Raw genomic sequence first — 18618 nt, 5'->3', positions numbered from 1 at the left:
CATGTGTCCTATTTTATGACACTTTGTGTACTCTGCTTACTTTTTTTCTCTCCTACCCCTACTTATTGAGCCGATACGTTTGTCTTTTGATTTTGCTTGGTACTGCTCTTTTAAGTCGAGGCGTTCTTTTGTGTAAATTTCGTTCAGAGTGTTGTTTTGTTCGGCTAATTTTTCTAAAGCCAATATCTGACGACTTATATTCTCTTCCAACTCGCCAAGCTGGACAGATGAATCTAGTTTAGCTAAAGCAGCGCCAAGGGCTTGCAGCCTAATAATATCTCTTTCTTTCATAAGAGTCGATGGTTGGGAAGTTAGGGATTAACTTTACCAGTAATCGTGAAAACTGTCTGGAGATTGTAGCAGATTTGGCGGTTGAATGTACATTTGGTTCCTAGGGGCGGGTTCACCAACAATGTATAACGATGACCAACAATCTATATAAACCCGCCCCCACCCCACGGTAAATCTGAATGTATATTTCGATTTATCGTGGGGTGGAGAGGGCGGGTTTTCGAGATTGTTTTTTTCCAGCGATTCTGGTTTGTGAAACCCGCCACTACGATCTCACAAATTATACACTCGCGAATCAACAAGACAGGATATTAGAGAACTCGATAATTCATCACTGTATCCGTGTCATGCCTTCTTCCTTACCCTAAAAAGAAATAATCAAGTAACCATTCAGGAACTTAGCACCCGTAACAGATTTCCCAGTTAGCGCCGGAGGCAGCAAAATATTGCGCCGCTGATCGCCCGCTTCGATCGTCACTTCTGGCCCGGATTGAATCAATTTAATTTCTTTCTTGTCAAACCCAGGCAAAAACAAACTAACTTGACGCTGTGCAATGTTTATGTTAATCGGTTTAGGAGCTTTTGCGGCCTCAGAAAAATCTGGCAAAGCATCAATTAGGGGCTGCCAGTTATTATCACTGTGCGCGGGAACCGAAACAGCCGTCAAAGGATCAAACTCGGCAGTAATAGCTTCTGTAACCAGTGCTTGATTAACAATGACACCGCCCACAGTCAAACTAACTTGTTGAGAACTTCCCCAAAGATAGCGAGCAGTTGCGATCGCACTTGCATCCCCAGTCGTCACCAAAAAAGCTGCCGTGCGGTTCGGATCTGCCAGCGCTTCCTTACCCTTATCCAAAAGATTATCGACTTGCTTAGTAGATTGAAAAGCATTGTCTCCCGACAAATCCACAGTCAACACCGTACTGACAACCGGTTGAATAAAAGGTGAAAGCGCTTTCCCCAAATCCGAATCTACCAAAGCTTGGCGGAACCTGCGGATATACCAACTCAGAATTTCCGGCATTCCCAGCATCCGCAGCGTATCCATGCCGCCATTGCCGTCATAAACAATTACATCGTATTGTTTGCTGTCCTCGTATTCCCGAAGTTCGTTCAACGCCAGCGCGCTGTCCATTCCCGGCAACACCCCTAATTCTTGACCGTAAATCTGCTTGAAAAACGGAGTACGGACATATTGAGCTTCTAGTTGTTTAATTTCGTCCCACCTGCGTTCTACCAGCGGCGCGCTTTGCACCTGAACTGCTTTGAGGTTGGGGGCGATTTCCTGGGGGCTGAGAGTCAGAGGAACCCCTAGCAGAATACCCAATGCAGGGCCCGGATCTTGGCCGAGCAGCAGAACTCGCTTGCCTTGAGCCGCGTATTTTTTAGCTGTTGCGATCGCGATCGTACTGCGGCCAGTGCCGCCTTTGCCCAAAAATGTCAAAATCAAAGCCATTTTCTGTTCTCACTGCCAAAGCTTACTCTTTAACATTTAAGCGCAACCTTCAGCCAGAGTGGGGGAGGGGGGCAGTTGTCAGTTGTCAGTTGTCAGTTGTTATTGGTAGCAGCTAACAACTCACACATCAGGAATCAGAAACAACCACTACCGACTGCCCACTGCCCACTGACAACTGCCTTCTGTTAAACGGGTTCTAGCTCATCTTCAAAGAACCAAGTCGCAAAACCGTCAAACTTGACAACCACGCCTACTCCGCTACCGTCAACCATTTTGAATCCGTCAACAGTGCCTACTGGATTCTCCTTTATCTTGCCCACTATATTTGCAGGTATCCGATCTCTGAGACGGCGCACCTTCACTCTCTGACCTACTTCTATTGCCACTGAAATTGTTCTCCTGCTCTATATAACCTATATACAACCGTTTATTTTACAGTTTGGCGTCTACTTCTCAACAGCAACACCAGCAGGCGATCGCTCGCTATGATTTTCCCTCGAAATTTCCACCAACTTTCCCTAAAAAACGGTATTCTAGTCGGAGTTCGTCGATCGTCTACCCGGATTCGCTTGGGTTTGCCTCATCAGGTTACACAGCGGCAAGCTCAACTTCCAGAGCCTCGCGCACCACGGAGATAATTATTTTTTATCCATTCCCAAAAACAATCTTTTTATTAATTGCCACAACTACAGGATTTATTTTTAATTAGTCATCCTTCCGGAAGAAGCCAAAAGACATTCAGAAGCAGTAATTAATTTTATATTTGCTATCTATATATAAATCTTCTATTTCTAACGTTGACATTGGCTAACATCAATGCTGTAAAGCACTTGGAGTCTGGATTGCAAAATTTTCCGAAGGTCAGATTGTAGTAAACGGTCATGTTGTAACAGTTTACTACAATCTGACAATAAAAAAAAGATTTAATGCTAAAATCTCATGCTGAGAAAGTTTATTTTTGCTGCTGTGTTACGGCATAAAAAGTCGAACGATTGCCGGATTTAGGGTGTCTGATACAGGAAAGGAAGTGTAGAAACTTCAATATGACAAAGTTGAAATTATGAATAAAATTTTTACCTGTGGGCGATCGACCAAAATTCCGCTCCTAAGTTTGTCCTTGGCTGTGGTGGCAAGTCTGCTGCCCTTTCCTGGGACGATCGCCAGTCCGCTCTCTGCATCCCCCAAACAGCCGTCTAACCCTACTAAAATTATCTCAGTCGATCGACAGCCAGCACTACCAACCGCCTCAAAATCTCCCAAAAATCCGACAACAGTGGCGGCGAATCCATCCCCAGCAGAGATGATAAACGCTCAGGCAACAACGGGCGCGCGATCGCTCGAAATAGAAGAAATTCGCGGTACAGTCAGCTTTAAAGGGCGGCCAGCGGTTGTGGGCGATCGGCTACTCGCCCCCGGAGACGAAATCATCACCGGCCCCGATTCCACAGCCCGTTTAGGCATCGACAACAACCTCGGCACCGTGGAAGTTGGCGAAAAAACCGCAGTCAGAATATCCAATTTGTCAAGCAGTGCAGGCGGCGAAAAAGACACAGCCATTTTTGTCAGCAGGGGGCGAGTCAGGTTGTCGATCGGCAAAACTGCGGCGACAACTCCCGCAGCCAGCACCTCAACAATTATCCCGCCGAACCAAATAGCGTCCCTCAATACCTTCAGCGGACTCGGCAAATCGAGTCAAATTGCCCAACAAAAAAAATCTGCCAAAACCGCCCCAGTCAGGGTTGAAACCCCAGAAGGCGTTGCGGGAGTCCGCGGCACTTCCTTTGGCGTCAGTGTCGGCGGGGGTAAAACCGCAGTCGAAACGATTGAAGGTGAAGTCGTAGTATCCGGCAACACCGACTCGGAAGTAGTTGTCAACAGCGGCAACTCCACGACAATTTTCCCTCAAACCTCGCCCGTGGCGCCCTCAGCCAGCCCTCGCCTAGCTAAACTCAAAGTCCGCAGGTTGTTGAGACTCAGCGGCAATATCTATCGCCTCAGCGGTCAAATTAACCCGATCGACACACTTTATGTCAACAACGAAGCTATTAAGATCGATCGAAAGGGCAACTTCAAGATCCAAGGAATTTTACCTCCAAGCCGCCGCCTCCAAATCGTAGTGCGAGGGCCGTCAGTCACAGAACGGCACTACAGCCTCGCCGTTCCCTAAACAACCTCTCAGAGCCAATTGCGCGGGCAGTCTCTGAGGATCTGAGTTAGATCGTAAGTTTTAGTTGAGTTGATTATTTCGTGTAAGGGCGAAGCATTTCGCGGTGAAACTTCGTAAGCCCAGCCGCGTCTAAATCTTAAAGTCAAGTTTAATTCAATTATTGTGAGGTGTCCCGCTCGCCTACAAATATAATTTAGATGCCCAAGAGATTACTCAAAATAAATAAATTTGGCGTTAACCTTTCGCCATTACGGTTTTGTAAAACTTCATGACTATCATATGCGTTCCGGTTGCATCGGAATCATAAAATCGAGTCAATAGTTAACAGTCAAGCATTCAGTTTTTAAATAGCAAGTCAACAGCCAACAGTCAACAGTTAACAATCAACAGGAGTGCCACCGCAATTGATATATAGCTATCCTTGCATCCTTTGTGAATTTCTTACTCCCTCCCCTTGATAAGGGGAGGGTTGGGGTGGGGTAAAAAATTTAAAAAGGATGCGAGGATTGATATAACTCCTCTCGAAGGTCGGACTCAAATGTCAATGATTTCGTCAAATTAATTGCATGAAGTTCAAAGAATGGATCGATCATCTCAAACAAAATCAACTGCTCGGCCTCCGGCAATATATAGCAACAAATCCTCCCTGGATGACAGGGGCAGTAGTAGGTATAATGTCTGTCATCATGCTGCAAGTGGGAATGTGGAAACCCCTTGAATATTTGGGATACAAAACTCTCTTTCAAATTCGAGAATTGGGAATTTTGCCCAATCCCGGATGGGATGAGAGAATTGTGGTAATTGCGATCGAACGGCATTCCCTGCAAGAATACGGTCAATTTCCTTGGCCCCGCAACCGCTACGCCGAACTGCTAGAAGCACTGAAAAAATCTCCCCCTACAGCAGTTGGTTTTGACATTCTTTTTCTCGATCCAAGTCCGAAAGATGATATTTTAGCCGCTGCAATCGTCGCCAACGGCAAAGTTGTACTCCCTAGAACCCCCAAAGAAGAACCCGTAGCCTCTTTAAAAGCAGCCGCCGCAGGTGTCGGCCACATCAGCCAAGAAGCCGATAGCGACGGTATTACCCGCGAGTCAAAAATCTTTCTCAACGGGATTCCTAATTTCGGTTTAGCCATGACTCACAGGTACAATGCTGCTAATCCCCAAGATCCAGTATTGCTTCCACATTCAAAAAATAAGCAGGAAAAAAAAGTTTGGATTAACTGGCCGGGGAAAACAGAAAATCTATCTACCTATGGTTTTGTTGATGTCGTAGAAGGTAGAATTCCCGCAGATGCTCTGACCAATAAGTTAGTTTTAGTGGGCATAGTTGCTACGGGATTCGACCCCATATCTTCACCTCTCAACAAGACTACGGCTGGGGTTTATTTATATGCAGCGTTGGTTGACAATGTGCTCAATCAACGCTTGCTGCAGCGGCTGCCGGTAGTGGTAGAAATTTTGTTATTGTTGGGGATTGGCCCGCTTACTGCTTTGGTTCTGGGCAAGCGAGGTGTTCAAGAGAGAATTGCGATCGCTCTCGGTTTGCCTATAATTTGGATTGCGGCTGCTGCTTTGTTATTTGGCTTCTTTTTTTGGTGGGTTCCGATTGCCGCACCTATCGGCACTCTCATTTTATCTAGCACTGCTTTGCAACTGCGGGAACAGTACGAAAAGCAGCAGTTGATGAGGTTATTTGAAAAGCACGTCGATCCAGAGACTGCTCAGCTTATTTGGCAACGCAAAGCTGAGATATTTGAACAGGGAGAACTCGAACCTCAAGAACTTACAGCAACGGTGCTGTTTATGGATATTCGTAGTTTTACTTCGATTTCAGAAAAAATGCCGCCGCGAGATTTACTCACCTGGCTGAACAATTATTTGCAAGCGATGACCAACTGTATTATGGATCACGGCGGCGTTGTAGATAAATACATCGGTGATGCAATTATGGCAGTTTTTGGGGTGCCTTTTTGCCATACCGAATATGGACAAATTCAACAAGATGCTTTGAATGCAGTTGCGGCTTGTATTGCGATGCACGAACGGCTGCACCAACTTAATCAGCAGCTTAGAATTGAACGCAAACCTTTAATTAAGTTTGGCATCGGTTTGCATACCGGACAGTTAGTTGCTGGCAGCGTGGGCGGTTCCAGGCGTTTGAATTATTCTGTGATCGGCGATGCTGTCAATGTTGCTGCTAGATTGGAGGCGATGAATAAGGAAATTGTTTCTGACAGTCCTTTTAATTTGTTGGTGACGGCGAGGACTTTTTCTTACGTGCGCGATCGCTACGAAGGCCAAAAAGTAGGCTCGATTCAATTACGCGGCAAAAAAGAAGAGACTGTGGTTTATGCTATTTTGGGCGAAAAGCATTAGTCAGTTGTCAGTTGTCAGTTGTCAGTTGTCAGTTGTCAGTTGTCAGTAGGGAAAATTACCTTTTTTCCAATTCCCCATTAGACATTCCCCATTCCTAATGACTACTGACTACTGACTACTGACCAATCTAATCAAATACGCTTAGCCGCAGACTGTGAGCTATTTTTTCTAATAGAAATAAGCCACCGATAGAATTTCCGTCTTTATCCAGGGGCGGACTGTAAAAGCCGATCGCACCTTGACCCGGAATTACCGACAGCATTGCCCCGCTAACTCCCGACTTGGCCGGCAGTCCCACCCGCAGCGCAAAGCGGGCGGATGCTTCATACAAACCGCAAGTTGCCATCAGTGCTTTGACAGTACGGCTGTTTTCGCCGATTTGTCGATCGCCACTTTTTACCAAAACCATCCCCAGCTTAGCTAAATCCTCCACACTTCCCGACAAACAGCAGACGCGGTTGTAGGTTTCTAAAGCAATTTCTGCATTTTGAATATAACCAGATTCTACCATTCTCAAGGCTAGATTCCAATTGTTTGGATTCGGATTTGTCTTCACTGAATCGAGCATTAACTCATCAAGAAATAACTGACTGTTTGCCTGTTGATTTAACCATTCGAGCAAGTTTTGACAGCGCGCCACAGCATTTTGACCGGGAATCAAAGACGCTAGGGCGATCGCTCCGCTATTAATCATCGGATTTCTCGGCTTCCCTTCGTCTATTTCGAGTTGAATGAGGGAATTGAAAGGCAGTTCCGAAGGCTCACAGCCAACGCAGTCAAATACCCTTTTTTCGCCCAATTCGCACAGCAAATAAAGCAGCACAAAGGGCTTGACTACACTCATCAGCGGGAATGTTTGAGCAATGCTACCCCAGCTCAAAAATTTACCGTCAATTGCCCGAATTTGCACGGCAAATCCTTGTCTCTCGGCTCGCGCAAGGAGAGGTATGTACGCGGGGATTTGACCGAATTTACTGCAATTTATTGCCTCTTTTGCCCAAGCTGCTAGTTGTTCGGGTTCCAATGAAGATAGTTGGCTGGTGGATATATTCACGCTCGATTATTTCGATCATTTTAAATTTTAGATTGGTATTCCTGGCGCGATATTGAGCCATAAACCCGGTTTATTAACGGAATTGCGTCACTTGGGCCCGCTGCGGGAAGAAACTGGGTTTCTTCGGGGATCTCAACCAAGCTCGAACTTCAGGCTATTGACGTTTCTGCCCACCGGGAGCAAATAAATTTTTCATAAAAAACCTGTACTTTGCATAAACATCTCCCCTTCACCCCGATATATAAGTAGCAGCTTCAAGGCCAGGCTGCTATCTAAAAAAAACCAGCACTAGCTCGAAATGCCTTCAGATGCTTATGTTTAAGCCCCTGTAAGGGGCGAGGTGCATATTTAACTTAATTCTTTCAGAGTTCGCGAAATCCTGTCCGGAAAACCCCCGAACCTTTAAGAATGTACTATCCAACCGGATTCACCAAAACCAGGATAAAAAAATGGCAGATGAAGCGAAAGCAGAAGCACCAAAGCCCGCTCCCATGATTTTTAAGGGTGTGTGCAAGGAGGGAGTTCTCAAAGGCAAAGAAATTGAAGGCAAACTAGATATCAAAGTCAACGTCGAATCTGTCACAACCCCAGAAGCACCGCCCAAAAAATCCGAGTGGGAGCCAGTTATCTTTTGGGTATTGTTTGCATTCATGGCAAACTTGATTGTCGGCGACCCCGCCGGAATGAGAAAAAAATACAGCTCCCCACAAAGGTCTCATTCTCATCAGATGTTAAACCAATCTGGGGAGCAGTCGCTGTTGCCTAAGAAAAACACCAGCAACTTGCCACTTTAGGCTCTGGGAGCCTGCCAGCCGCGCAAATAGTAATAAAAAGACCCGAAATATTCATCGAATACTCGCGTCGTAGTTACCAAAGCTTCTGCACTGGGCAGAAAATCTCCCGCGTCTAAGCGGAGTCTGGATTTTCCTCCTGATGTGGGTTGAAAAGTGTAGAAGTCGGTAGCCCTAGGAATCACCTGGATTCCCATATTCGCAAAAGCGAGGCTGGCACGGCGCATCTGAATCGCAGATGTTACCAGGATTACTTTGCGCGGGGCGCCACGGCTGTCGAGTATCTTTCTCACTTCTTCAGCGCTGGTGCGTATGTTGCTGCCGTTATCGTCTAAAACGATACTGCTCCGCGGCACGCCCATGTTGTTTGCCAGCAAAGTCTCGATATCCTTCGCTTCCCCAACATAACCCTCCAACTCGGGTCTGGGGCCAGCGGTAACGATGACCATCGGTGCCACTTTTTGGCGGTACAAAACGGCAGCATAGGGCAGGCGATTACCTGTATCTGTCAGTTGAATCGCTACTCGGTTGGGGATGTGAGGCTGAGTGGTTCCCTTGCCTAGGAGAACTATCGCCGCGGCAGTTTCATCGCAGCAAGCTGTGCGGACGGCAGCAGCGGCGTCCCGTTCTGCTTGGTCGGCGAACCAGTAAGCGACAACTGGCATACTCGAAAGGATCAAAACTAGCAGCGCTGCCAGGATCATTCTCGGCGCCGGGTTGCGGATGCCCCCGTTCGTGATCAGCGCCGACGCAATCACCAGCAGAGTGATGGAAAAACCCAACGGCTTAAAGAAGAAGGCTATGAGCCCGAAAATCGCTGCTCCGACTGGTGTGTCTGGCGCAAAAAAAGCCAGGAACAAAAGGCTGATCAGCAGCAAAACGCGCAGTCGGTCTAATAACGGATTGTCTTTACCTCCTGATTGATCCCACCACGATTTGATCAGTGAGAACAGGAGGAATAGAAATAGAATGCGAGCTAACAGTTCTGGCATCTTGCAATATTCTGTGTCTTCATAAATTAGTACGGAAGTGTGGAAACGAGCGCGAATTTAACTGCGGGAGGAAATACGGGCATCGGTGGGTTTTTAACTTTCGCGAATAACGCAGTCCGATCGCATTTATTCTGATGCTCGATTCCGGTCAGCTATCAACTATTGGTTGCAGGGTGCAAGCCCGCTACTTCCAGTCACAGATTGCTGACTGTTAATTGGTAATTGATAACTGGTAATAGTTGATTGGTAATTGGTAATGGAGCGAGGACGCCGCAGGTGGAATTGACAATTCAAGCCTGCTTTGTTCTGCCTACTTTTTTCCCCATTACCTGTTACCGATTCAGCAATCCCAATTTATCGGCGCTTCAGTTGATTCCGAATTGCCTGCGTTACCGTTTGAATTACTTTAACACGAGCATAATACTTGTTATTGGCCGCAATTAGCGTCCAGGGAGCAGCCGGCGTGCTGGTGCGCTGAATCATTTGATTCACCGCTACTTCATAATAATTCCACTTTTCCCGATTCCGCCAATCTTCCTCGGTGAGTTTGTATTGTTTAAATGAATTGTTTTGCCGCTCTGTAAACCGCTTTAGTTGCTCGTCAGGACTGATGTGCAGCCAGAATTTAACTAAGACACAACCGAAACTGGTGAGTTGCTCCTCAAATTCGTTGATTTCCTGATAAGCTCGGCGCCATTCGGGTTCGGTGGCAAATCCTTCGACTCGCTCGACGAGCACTCTACCATACCAACTTCGATCGCAAATGCTGATTTTACCAGCAGTTGGCAGCCGCTGCCAGAACCGCCAGAGGTACTGATGCGCTTTTTCTTCGTCTGTCGGCGCCCCAAAGGCATTAACGGTGTAACTGCGGGGGTCTAATACATCCGTCAAGCGTTTGATTGCTCCTCCTTTACCGGCGGCGTCCCAACCTTCAAACAGCACTAACACGGGGATTTCCTCTTCGTAGATACTTTGTTGCAGTTTCCCAAAACGGCTTTGTTCCTCGCGAAGTTGCTGTTTGTATTCGTCGGGCGACAACGATTGAGTTAAATCTACTTGGGCCAGCAAGTCGGGTTCAGTAGGTTGTAAGTGTTCTTGATGCGGCAATTGTATCGGTGCTGATTGCATCGTTCGTCTGTCTAAGGCTTCTGTAATTGTCGCTGCCATTTGCGTTAAAACTTTGACTCTCGCCCACCGCTGACAATCGCCTTCTACTAGCGTCCAAGGTGCGGGGCCCGTGCCGGTTTGGGCTACCATTTCTTCGGCAAAAGTTGTGTATTCTTGGTATTTTTTGGCTTGTTTCCAATCTTCGGGTCGCACTCGCCAAGCTTGTAAGGTGTCGTTTTCTAGTTTTTTGAGCCGATGCTTGAGTTCTTTTTTGCTCAAGTGAATCCAAAATTTGGCAATTGCGGCGCCGTCATCAACCATCTGCCGCTCGAAGGCATTGATTTGCCTGATGACTGTGGGTACTTGGGCGTCGGAGACTCGATCGAACAATCGGTCTTCTAAAATGTGAGTGTACCAACTGTGGTAGAAAAAACCAATTTTGCCGCGGGCGGGGAGTTTCTGCCAAAACCGCCACAGGAAAGGATAGCCCATTTCTGCATCTGACTGCGGCCAAATCGGGTGGACGGCAAACCCCCGCGGGTCCATGTACCCTACCATTTGTTTGACTAAAGCACCCTTGCCGGCAGCGGCCCAGCCTTCGAGAACGATAATTGCGGGCAATTTTTTTTCCCAGCAGGCTAGTTGGAGCGATCGCAACTGTTGCATTAAAATTTCTATCTTGGCATCATAGGTTTCTTTATCCAGCGAAATATCTAAATCGAGGTTGTCGAGCATATTTACCTCATATTAATCTGTAAAAAACAGTTTAACGTTAGTTTAACGTTTGGATAAAATTAAATCATCAACTCAGGCAAAAACGTTATATAAATTACAGTTACGGCTGGTTAAAAGCCGGAGCGCTCCTGCAATCAAATGCCAGCCTCGTTAATACTAGCAAGAACCCCTCGATTTTAAACTTGCAAAAAAAAACAGCTCAGGTTATAGTTGAAATAGGGAACTTTTAAATAAGTTCAATTTCTCCCCTCCCCCGATCGGGCGAGTTAACAGGAGGAGCCAAAAACCCGTGAAAAAGGATTTATTGTAAAACAGAGCAAAAGTAAAAATCAACTACCCGGTGGGGGTGACAACTTCTTTACTTAGCTGTAGAAACTTTATTCAAACAATAGTTACTTAAGCACCAAGCTTGGTAACGAAAGAGAGCGCGACTCATCGACATCCAGCCATAAACTCACATACAAAACTAGCCCGAAGGGGCAAACCAATTTTTATGATTGCCTAATTAGATAAAACCTGAAAGCCTGGGTGATATAAACAGGTTTCTGAGTTTTATCGACACCACAATAAATCTGCATTACATCCGCGTTTATCCGCGTTTATCTGCGGTTAAGCATCAAAAACTCGGATTTTTGCAAGAAATTCACTGTACTTGTTTGCCAATACCCATTAAGAGGAACAGTCCGAAGTTACGGATTGCAAGTTTTCTATGAATATCTTAACAACACGCTCCTACAAGGGCGAAACTGACTGGTGCGCGATCGCAAATTTGATCGATGCTTGCGAAGCAGTGGATCGACTCGGCGAAGAAGTGTCAGCAACTGAACTCAAGCTAATACTTGATGCACCCAAACTCGACAAAGCCCGCGACGTGCAGTTGTGGGAAGATGGTAATTACAAACTAATCGGTTTGTCACTCCTAGATATACCAGATTTCCCGGCTGAAATAGACGCTTGTCTGTGGTTTTATGTGCATCCAAATTTCCGGGGCGAAGGATTAGAAAAAGACATAATTAAGTGGGGAGAAAAGCGGCTGCGCGAAGTGGCGAAAGAACGGAACTTGCCCGCGAAATTGCGTACCTACAGCCGGGAGGATAAAACAGATGAAATCATGCTTTTAAAAAAACAGGGCTTTGAGGTCGATCGCTATTTTTGGACAATGGCCCGATCCCTCGCTGAACCAATACCAACACCCGAATTTCCCGCAGATTTTGTGCTGACACACGTATCAGGAGAACAAGACATCCAACCCTGGGTAGAAATGTTCAACCAGTCATTTATCGATCACTGGAATCACCACGATTTAACTGCCGAAACCGTGCGTTATTGGATGCAAGATCCGAATTATAAGCCGGAATTAGACTTGATTGCTGTTTCGGGCGATTCTCTGCGGGATAGCTTCGCTTCACGAAAATTTGCAGCTTTCTGCGACTGTCAAATCAAACCCCAAAAAAACGCCCGCAGTGGCACAAAAGACGGTTGGATTGAATTGTTGGGTACGCGGCGCGACTTTCGGAAAATGGGTTTAGGAAAAGCGATGCTATTAGCTGGTTTGCATAAGTTGAAAGCAGCGGGTGCAAACACAGCTAAACTCAGCGTTGATGCTGACAGTTTGACGGGGGCAACAAAGCTTTACAAATCAGTGGGTTTCCACCCGATGGAAACTTGGATCGAGTGGGCTAAGACTGTGTAAACCCGTTAGGGTGGTCAGAAACCGGGTTTTTGCGAGATAGTGCGTTACAGTCGCCAAAAATGGCAAAAAACCCGGTTTCTTTGGTTTTTGAAGCGCACCGGGCGGATGTACGCTGATGGACGCATATTTAAGATGCAGTTTGTTTGGTGACTTCGACATAAATATGTTCTAACCGCACCGGATACCGAGCGATTGAATCAATAGAAATCCCATCGAACAGCAGAATAATCTCTTTTAATTCTAAACGTTCCGGCAGCCAAAAAGCTAAATCGCTACCGTAGCGGCGGGGAATGAAACTGTATTGTTTAGCGCGGGCGATGACTTCAGCTTCTTCCTCGGTTTTTACGACGATAATCTCTTGGGCCGGAATCAGTTTTTGCAACTCCTCCAAACTGCCCTCCGCCACAATACTGCCATTCTTTAAAATCCCAATCCTGTGACACAGCCGCTCAGCTTCATCCAACAAGTGAGTTGTCAGCAAAATTGTAATTCCTTCCGATTGCAATCGCTGAATTAACTCCCAAATTTCATAGCGGGCCTCAATATCTAAACCCGTTGTCGGTTCGTCTAAAATTACTAACTTAGGCTGGTGTACCAAAGCTACCGCAATATTCAAACGGCGCTGCATTCCTCCGCTCAAAGTTTCCACGGGGCTTGTAGCTCTATCTGTCAAATTTACTGCTTTCAAACAGTGTCTTACTTGATAGCGCCGCTGCTTGCGCTCTAAGCCGTAAATTTGAGCAAAAAAGTTGAGGTTTTCTTCGCAGCTAAGGCTTTTGTAAAGCAAATTTTCTTGGGGCGCTACACCTATTAACAATTTTGTAGCTTCGGAAACAGGTTCGCCATTGATAGAAACTTGACCGCTATCGGCATTTAGCAAATTACATAAAATATTGATAGTAGTAGTTTTTCCTGCCCCGTTTGATCCGAGCAAACCGTAAATTTCTCCAGCTTGAATGTGCAGTGTTAAATCTTTAAGCACTGAACGCTCGCCGTAAGACTTATTTAAATTTTCAATTTGCAGCACTGCTTTAATTCTCCGTATTATTTTATATATTTACGGTTGTTTCTGAACGATTAAACCGCAGAGGAAGAGAAGAGAGAGATGAAGAATTAGGACATAATGAGATAGTTTTAAAGTCTTCTTTCTACTCTCAGCATCCTGCGGTAAGAAAGCCATCCACCTACAATCATGGCAATAGAAAATATGAATAAATACCAAAAGTGTTCTGCAATATCAGCCAAATCTTTGCCGTCAGCCCACACACCCATCAGCGCTTCGTTCATGTGATAAACTGGGTTATACTGGGCGAGATCCAGCAGACTTTTGGGAAACAGCGAAGTAGGCAAAAATGCGCCTCCTAAAATCAACAAAGGAACGCCGAAAGCCGCTACTAGCGAGTTGACATCTTCAGTGCGCCTCGCAAACTGGGTGCCGAGAATAAAGCCTACACCTACATAAGATACAATACTGAGCAGAATAATCGCACATCCTAACAGGATTGAGCCTTGAAATTTTGCTCCTAAACAAGAGGCGATCGTGTATACTAAAATTACCTGACCGATGCCGATGCAACTGTGAGCAAGGAAAATTCCTAAAAAGTAGGAAGTGCCGCTCAGCGGGGAAATAAACAAGCGTTTGAGGGTATGCTGTTCTCGCTCTGCTACTACTGTTGCTACGCTACCACCGAGACAGCTAAAAAATAAAGCTGCTCCTACTAAGCTGGCAGGTGCAGCAGTTTCAAAGGCTTTTGCTGTGCTGAGATTAGCGCGTTCTTTTAAAATTAAACCGTTAATTACCAAGATAGAAACTGGAAATATACTCCACAAGACTAAGCTGCGTCGCCGCCTCCCCAATTCAATTAAAATTCGCTGCGCTACTGCGAGCGTTTCGTACCAGTATTTCATAAGAAATCTATTAATATTGTTGTGAGAATTGGGAATTGGTAATGACGCCACCGGATATCATACCATAGAGATGCCAATAAGTTAAACTCTCAATAAAAAACCCGCAGACGCGGGTTTTATGATTTTAGGGGGATAGGTTTTAGCACCAGTTAAAAAAAAGAACGGAACAGTAACAAGTTCTAAACCCCTATCGAATCAGTTATTCCCAGCAAATCGAAAATGGTATAACTTGTCGCCCTCTGTCGCTGCTGTCAATTAATACTAAAGTTCTTACCTCTGTAGCATCCTTGAAAAGAAGTTAAACTGGTGCTGTTTCTCTGTTCCAATTTAGTCACGAGGGAAGAAGTATTGGAACTGTCAGCGGTAGCACCCCACTTGTAGATAAAGTCGCCGAGATTGTCTCCGGTTTCTTCGTAGCTGTGCTCTTCAATTGGAATTCCCGAAACTCCTGAAACAGTTTGGTTGTGGTATCCGTTAACAATGATTTTTTCGATTACTGCGCCCGGTTCTGCGGTAATGTTCCATTGCACGGGTTCATAAGCTGAAAGCGCGAGAATTATTGGCTTGTTTCGGCGTTCTACTTTGACTTCGATCCTCTCCGAGGGCTTCGCTAACGCACTTTTAGATAAATCTCGGTTCTTGTGATCCGCATTGGCTTCGTAAACGCCTATTAAATGAAGTTCTTTATTTCCGCTTGACGAACCGATATAAGCTGAAAAATCGTCGGAACCGCCAAGCCCGCAGTTGGCGCCAGAACTAATTGGGGAAATAAAAGCTGTTTTTTCGGCTAGTTTCTGCTGCACAGTTGGCACTACCCACAATCCGGTGCCGATGCCTAAAGCACCTATCAAAGCGGCCGCGATACCGAAAGGAAGGGCATTTGTGAGGTGGCGAACAACTGGTTTTGCTGTTAGTTGAGATAGGGTTTGCTGCCAAGTTTCACCAGTGCGATCGGCATTCCCGCCATCGAGACAGGCCAATAAACCTAAACTTTCCGGCTGTTCGAGCAGACTTTGAACTGTTTTCCCTTCGCCGACGTAGAGATTTCTAGTTTCGGTGTCTAAAAGCAGCCAGTAGCGATCGCCCTCGCCGAGGTTGTACTCTTGTACCGCAGGATCGACTAAATCGTGCTGCAAAAACACCAGCCAAGCCATATTATTGCCCGTGCCGACTGTTTTGCCGTCGCTGGAAATAAGTTGGTCGATGTCGGGTTCCCAGCGCCAAGCTACCCAGCGACTATCTCCTCGATAGCCGAGGGATTTTTCCAGTTGCGGATGAGCGGTTATTTCTAAACGTTGAACTAAGTTTGACACTAGATGTCCTCCTCAAGTGCGAGCGGGTCTAGAGCAATTTTGTTTCAATTTATTAAAACAAATATTTTGCTCATGAAGAGCCTCCGAATAATCGGGTTAATTTTGTCTCGCTAATGTTATCAGCCGGTACTTTCCCAACCACACTGGCTTAACAAAAATATGCCTGTTGAATGGTTTAGCTTGAGAACTTGGAGCTGGCAAGCACCCGCCTGGTAATAATTTTAACCTGTGCTGATAACTAATCCTGTGACGGATTAAAGCTAGCTATCTATCACTGCTTCTACCTGGTTGTCCAGTTTTAAAAGAGTGCTTGGCTAATAGCGTCTACAAGTTCTTAGCTTAACTTTTATTTCGCTACTCTGCTACAAAATAGGGCGATCGCACCTGACATTAATATTATGCAGGCAAATAAATATTCCGGCTTTCTCGCGGGTGAAATATCCATGAAAAAGAGAACATTTCCGAGAAACCCGGTTTCTGTGATGAAAGTTCTGACACTTCGCCTATTACTAGCGGGGGCCATCAATCGCATCTCTAGTCGGTGCAAGGCCTCCGGGGCTAAAGGAACTCGGCGGCACTCTCGGAAGATTGAGATTGGGATTGGGAACTAAATCGCTGTTGCTGTCGCCAGCAGTTCCACCCGTGGGAGACGCACTATTATTGGGACTGGTACTCGGCGAACTTCCCGGATTGAGATTATTCTGATTGGTATTCGGCGAAGTTGTCGGATTGGCATTATTGGGAGTGATATAGGGCGAACTTCCCGGATTGAGATTATTGGGATTGGTACTCGGTGAAGTTCCCGGATTGGCATTGGGAGTACCTGCGGGTGAAGTTCCCGGATTAGCATTGGGAGTACCTGCGGGTGAAGTTCCCGGATTGGCATTGGGAGTACCTGCGGGCGAAGTTCCCGGATTGGCATTGTTGGGATTGTTGGGATTTGCGGTGCCTGTTGGAGTAGTTATCGGGGTGCCGACAGCATCTCTGGTGATGGCGTTGGGGTTCGGGGGAGGAGGCGGAGGAGTGCCTGCATTGGGGTTATTTGCAGGAGCATTGGCGGGGTTGCCCGCAACCGGATTAGTGTTTTGGGGAGAAGCATTGCTGCCGCACAAGCTGACTAAATCAAAAGTTGTGCCGCCTCGCGTTTCGATGAAGCAAACCGGCACATTTACATCGGGGTTTGAGGCTCTGGGAAAATCGGCTGTTCCCGGCATGGGACGGCTAAAGGCAGCTTCAGCCATCAGTGGGGTCAAGGCCGCCGATAGAGCGGCGATTGTTCGCAATAATCTCATCAGCGTTTCCTCAAATGTATAATTTTATTTTCTCCAGTATTGCCCATAAATTGCCAAGTGTCGTCACTCTAAAAGCCGATCGATCTTTTTGACAACTGCTTCTACAGGCCCACCGCTGGCTGCAACATCTCGCGCAGACAGAAAGTACAGGTAGAAAAAGGCGAAAGTGCAACAGTCGCGCATCCGTTGCCCTTCTTCCTTGATATTTTTAGTACCGAATTCGCGGGTCAACGTAAGCGTTCAAAATATCAATTACAATGCTGGCAATTACGACAATTGCCGCAAAAAACACCACAATACCTTGAACAGTTGGATAATCCCGCAAGCTAATCGCTTCGTAAAGACGATTTGCCAACCCCGGCCAAGAAAAAGTAACCTCTGTTAAAATAGCACCGCCCAACAGTGCAGCAAAAGTCAATCCTAAGACAGTAATCACCGGAATTAGTGCATTTTTCAGAGCGTGAGCCCATAAAATCTGGAATTCTGGAATGCCTCTAGCTCTAGCTGCTTCGACATAATCTGCTTGCAAAGTTTGCTTGAGATTCACCCTGACAATGCGCTCGAAAATGCCGCTCAAAAGAATCCCCAAGGTCAAACTCGGAAGTGCCAAATAATGCAAAGATGTGAGAAACTGACCAGGGTTAGCGCTCAGGAGACTGTCAATAGTGTATAGTCCTGTGTAGCCTTCGGGGGCGGGGAATGTGACGGGAAAGCGAGTTCCCAAGGGGAACCATCCCAACTGCACCGCGAAAATTAATTGCAAAACCATGCCGGCCCAAAAAGCGGGCAGCGAGTAAGTGATAATGCCAAACAAACGACCGACAGCATCGAAAATAGTGTTGGGGCGGGATGCTGCCAGGGAACCGATACTGATGCCGACAATTAAAGCTATGGCCATGCTACAAACTGCTAATTCGACTGTAGCGGGGAAATAGTCTCCGATAATTTGCCACACGGTTTGTCCGCGAGTGGTGATGGATGTTCCCAAGTTCAGACTGAATAAGTCTTTCATGTAGTTGAGATATTGCTGCCACAGGGGTGCGTCGAGGCCGAGTTGAGTTCGCATTGCTTCTTTGGCGGCTGCGGGAGCTCGTGAGCCGAGAATGGCATCTATGGGGTCGCCTGGAGTAGCGCGCAACAATAAAAATACTGCTGTGGTGATTGTCCACAACATTAGCGGTGCCAGAAGCAAGCGGAGAAAAATATAAGATTGCAGGGCTTTGGAACGAGACATAATATTTGGGAATTGAGAATTGGAAATTGAAAATAGACAGTTGACTGGATTTTACTTACATCTTGCACTATTCTCAAGAACAGGAAAGATGCCTGTTCCACAACAGATAAATTTTATTTTAAACCGTTGCTCCTCGCCCGCCATGAAAGGATGATTGAGAATGGCTCCAGATATCAGTTTTAGCGAAAAAGCCGATCGACT

The 18618-nt window shown here is 46.3% G+C and carries 16 protein-coding genes; 4 read left to right on the top strand and 12 right to left on the bottom strand.

The window, feature by feature from the left end:
• Window positions 1-36 precede the first annotated feature (36 nt).
• The 3 genes from QT979_RS21155 to petP all read right to left on the bottom strand — a co-directional run bounded on the left by QT979_RS21155 (window position 37) and on the right by petP (window position 2136).
• A complete protein-coding gene (locus tag QT979_RS21155) occupies window positions 37-291 on the bottom strand; it encodes a hypothetical protein (RefSeq protein WP_333311600.1) in 255 nt (84 codons plus the stop codon).
• 364 nt (window positions 292-655) lie between these two features.
• Entirely contained in the window at window positions 656-1750 is a 1095-nt protein-coding gene (locus tag QT979_RS21150) for a Get3/ArsA fold putative tail anchor-mediating ATPase NosAFP (protein ID WP_333311599.1), read from the bottom strand.
• Window positions 1751-1935: 185 nt separating this feature from the next.
• On the bottom strand, window positions 1936-2136 hold the full coding sequence (petP, locus tag QT979_RS21145; RefSeq protein ID WP_333070922.1) for a cytochrome b6f subunit PetP: 201 nt from the start codon (window positions 2134-2136) through the stop codon (window positions 1936-1938).
• 674 nt (window positions 2137-2810) lie between these two features.
• Between petP and QT979_RS21140 the strand changes: the two genes are divergently transcribed.
• Both QT979_RS21140 and QT979_RS21135 read left to right on the top strand, forming a co-directional pair.
• Window positions 2811-3917 (top strand): FecR domain-containing protein, encoded by a 1107-nt coding sequence (locus QT979_RS21140; protein WP_333311598.1) that lies wholly within the window; start codon window positions 2811-2813, stop codon window positions 3915-3917.
• 566 nt (window positions 3918-4483) lie between these two features.
• On the top strand, window positions 4484-6298 hold the full coding sequence (locus QT979_RS21135) for an adenylate/guanylate cyclase domain-containing protein (RefSeq protein ID WP_333311597.1): 1815 nt from the start codon (window positions 4484-4486) through the stop codon (window positions 6296-6298).
• 127 nt (window positions 6299-6425) lie between these two features.
• Here the strand turns inward: QT979_RS21135 and glsA are convergent, their stop codons facing one another.
• Complete coding sequence (gene glsA, locus QT979_RS21130) at window positions 6426-7352, bottom strand: glutaminase A (protein WP_333228547.1); 927 nt, start codon at window positions 7350-7352, stop codon at window positions 6426-6428.
• A gap of 449 nt (window positions 7353-7801) precedes the next feature.
• Here glsA and QT979_RS21125 point away from each other — a divergent pair, with 449 nt between their 5' ends.
• The gene (locus tag QT979_RS21125) at window positions 7802-8146 is read left to right on the top strand and encodes a hypothetical protein (protein ID WP_333080265.1); all 345 of its coding nucleotides are present in this window, start codon (window positions 7802-7804) and stop codon (window positions 8144-8146) included.
• Here QT979_RS21125 and QT979_RS21120 read toward each other — a convergent pair.
• Both QT979_RS21120 and pap read right to left on the bottom strand, forming a co-directional pair.
• Window positions 8143-9135 carry a YdcF family protein gene (locus QT979_RS21120; protein WP_333261583.1) on the bottom strand — a complete coding sequence of 331 codons (993 nt, stop codon included), beginning with the start codon at window positions 9133-9135 and terminating at the stop codon, window positions 8143-8145. The genes QT979_RS21125 and QT979_RS21120 overlap by 4 nt on opposite strands.
• Before the next feature lie 354 nt (window positions 9136-9489).
• Entirely contained in the window at window positions 9490-10977 is a 1488-nt protein-coding gene (gene pap / locus QT979_RS21115; RefSeq protein ID WP_333228550.1) for a polyphosphate:AMP phosphotransferase, read from the bottom strand.
• A 709-nt stretch (window positions 10978-11686) separates the two neighbouring features.
• On the opposite strand from pap, the gene QT979_RS21110 reads away from it, so the two are divergent.
• Window positions 11687-12670: a GNAT family N-acetyltransferase gene (locus tag QT979_RS21110; protein ID WP_333311596.1), complete on the top strand. Its 984-nt coding sequence runs from the start codon at window positions 11687-11689 to the stop codon at window positions 12668-12670.
• Between the two features lie 127 nt (window positions 12671-12797).
• Here the strand turns inward: QT979_RS21110 and QT979_RS21105 are convergent, their stop codons facing one another.
• The 6 genes from QT979_RS21105 to QT979_RS21080 all read right to left on the bottom strand — a co-directional run bounded on the left by QT979_RS21105 (window position 12798) and on the right by QT979_RS21080 (window position 18417).
• Window positions 12798-13697 carry an ABC transporter ATP-binding protein gene (locus tag QT979_RS21105; RefSeq protein WP_333209322.1) on the bottom strand — a complete coding sequence of 300 codons (900 nt, stop codon included), beginning with the start codon at window positions 13695-13697 and terminating at the stop codon, window positions 12798-12800.
• 107 nt (window positions 13698-13804) lie between these two features.
• Complete coding sequence (locus QT979_RS21100; RefSeq protein ID WP_333209321.1) at window positions 13805-14578, bottom strand: ABC transporter permease; 774 nt, start codon at window positions 14576-14578, stop codon at window positions 13805-13807.
• Between the two features lie 251 nt (window positions 14579-14829).
• Entirely contained in the window at window positions 14830-15891 is a 1062-nt protein-coding gene (locus tag QT979_RS21095; RefSeq protein WP_333311595.1) for a hypothetical protein, read from the bottom strand.
• A 509-nt stretch (window positions 15892-16400) separates the two neighbouring features.
• A complete protein-coding gene (locus QT979_RS21090; protein WP_333212207.1) occupies window positions 16401-17183 on the bottom strand; it encodes a hypothetical protein in 783 nt (260 codons plus the stop codon).
• Window positions 17184-17246: 63 nt separating this feature from the next.
• The gene (locus QT979_RS21085; protein ID WP_333086240.1) at window positions 17247-17414 is read right to left on the bottom strand and encodes a hypothetical protein; all 168 of its coding nucleotides are present in this window, start codon (window positions 17412-17414) and stop codon (window positions 17247-17249) included.
• Window positions 17392-18417 carry an ABC transporter permease gene (locus QT979_RS21080; RefSeq protein WP_333212209.1) on the bottom strand — a complete coding sequence of 342 codons (1026 nt, stop codon included), beginning with the start codon at window positions 18415-18417 and terminating at the stop codon, window positions 17392-17394. The genes QT979_RS21085 and QT979_RS21080 overlap by 23 nt, the downstream gene beginning before the upstream one ends.
• Between the last annotated feature and the right edge of the window lie 201 nt (window positions 18418-18618).

Origin of the sequence: Microcoleus sp. w2-18bC1, assembly GCF_036700365.1 — a bacterium.
Lineage (GTDB): Bacteria > Cyanobacteriota > Cyanobacteriia > Cyanobacteriales > Microcoleaceae > Microcoleus.
The sequence above is the reverse complement of the archived record's forward strand: the minus strand, read 5'-3'. Positions and strand labels throughout refer to the sequence as shown.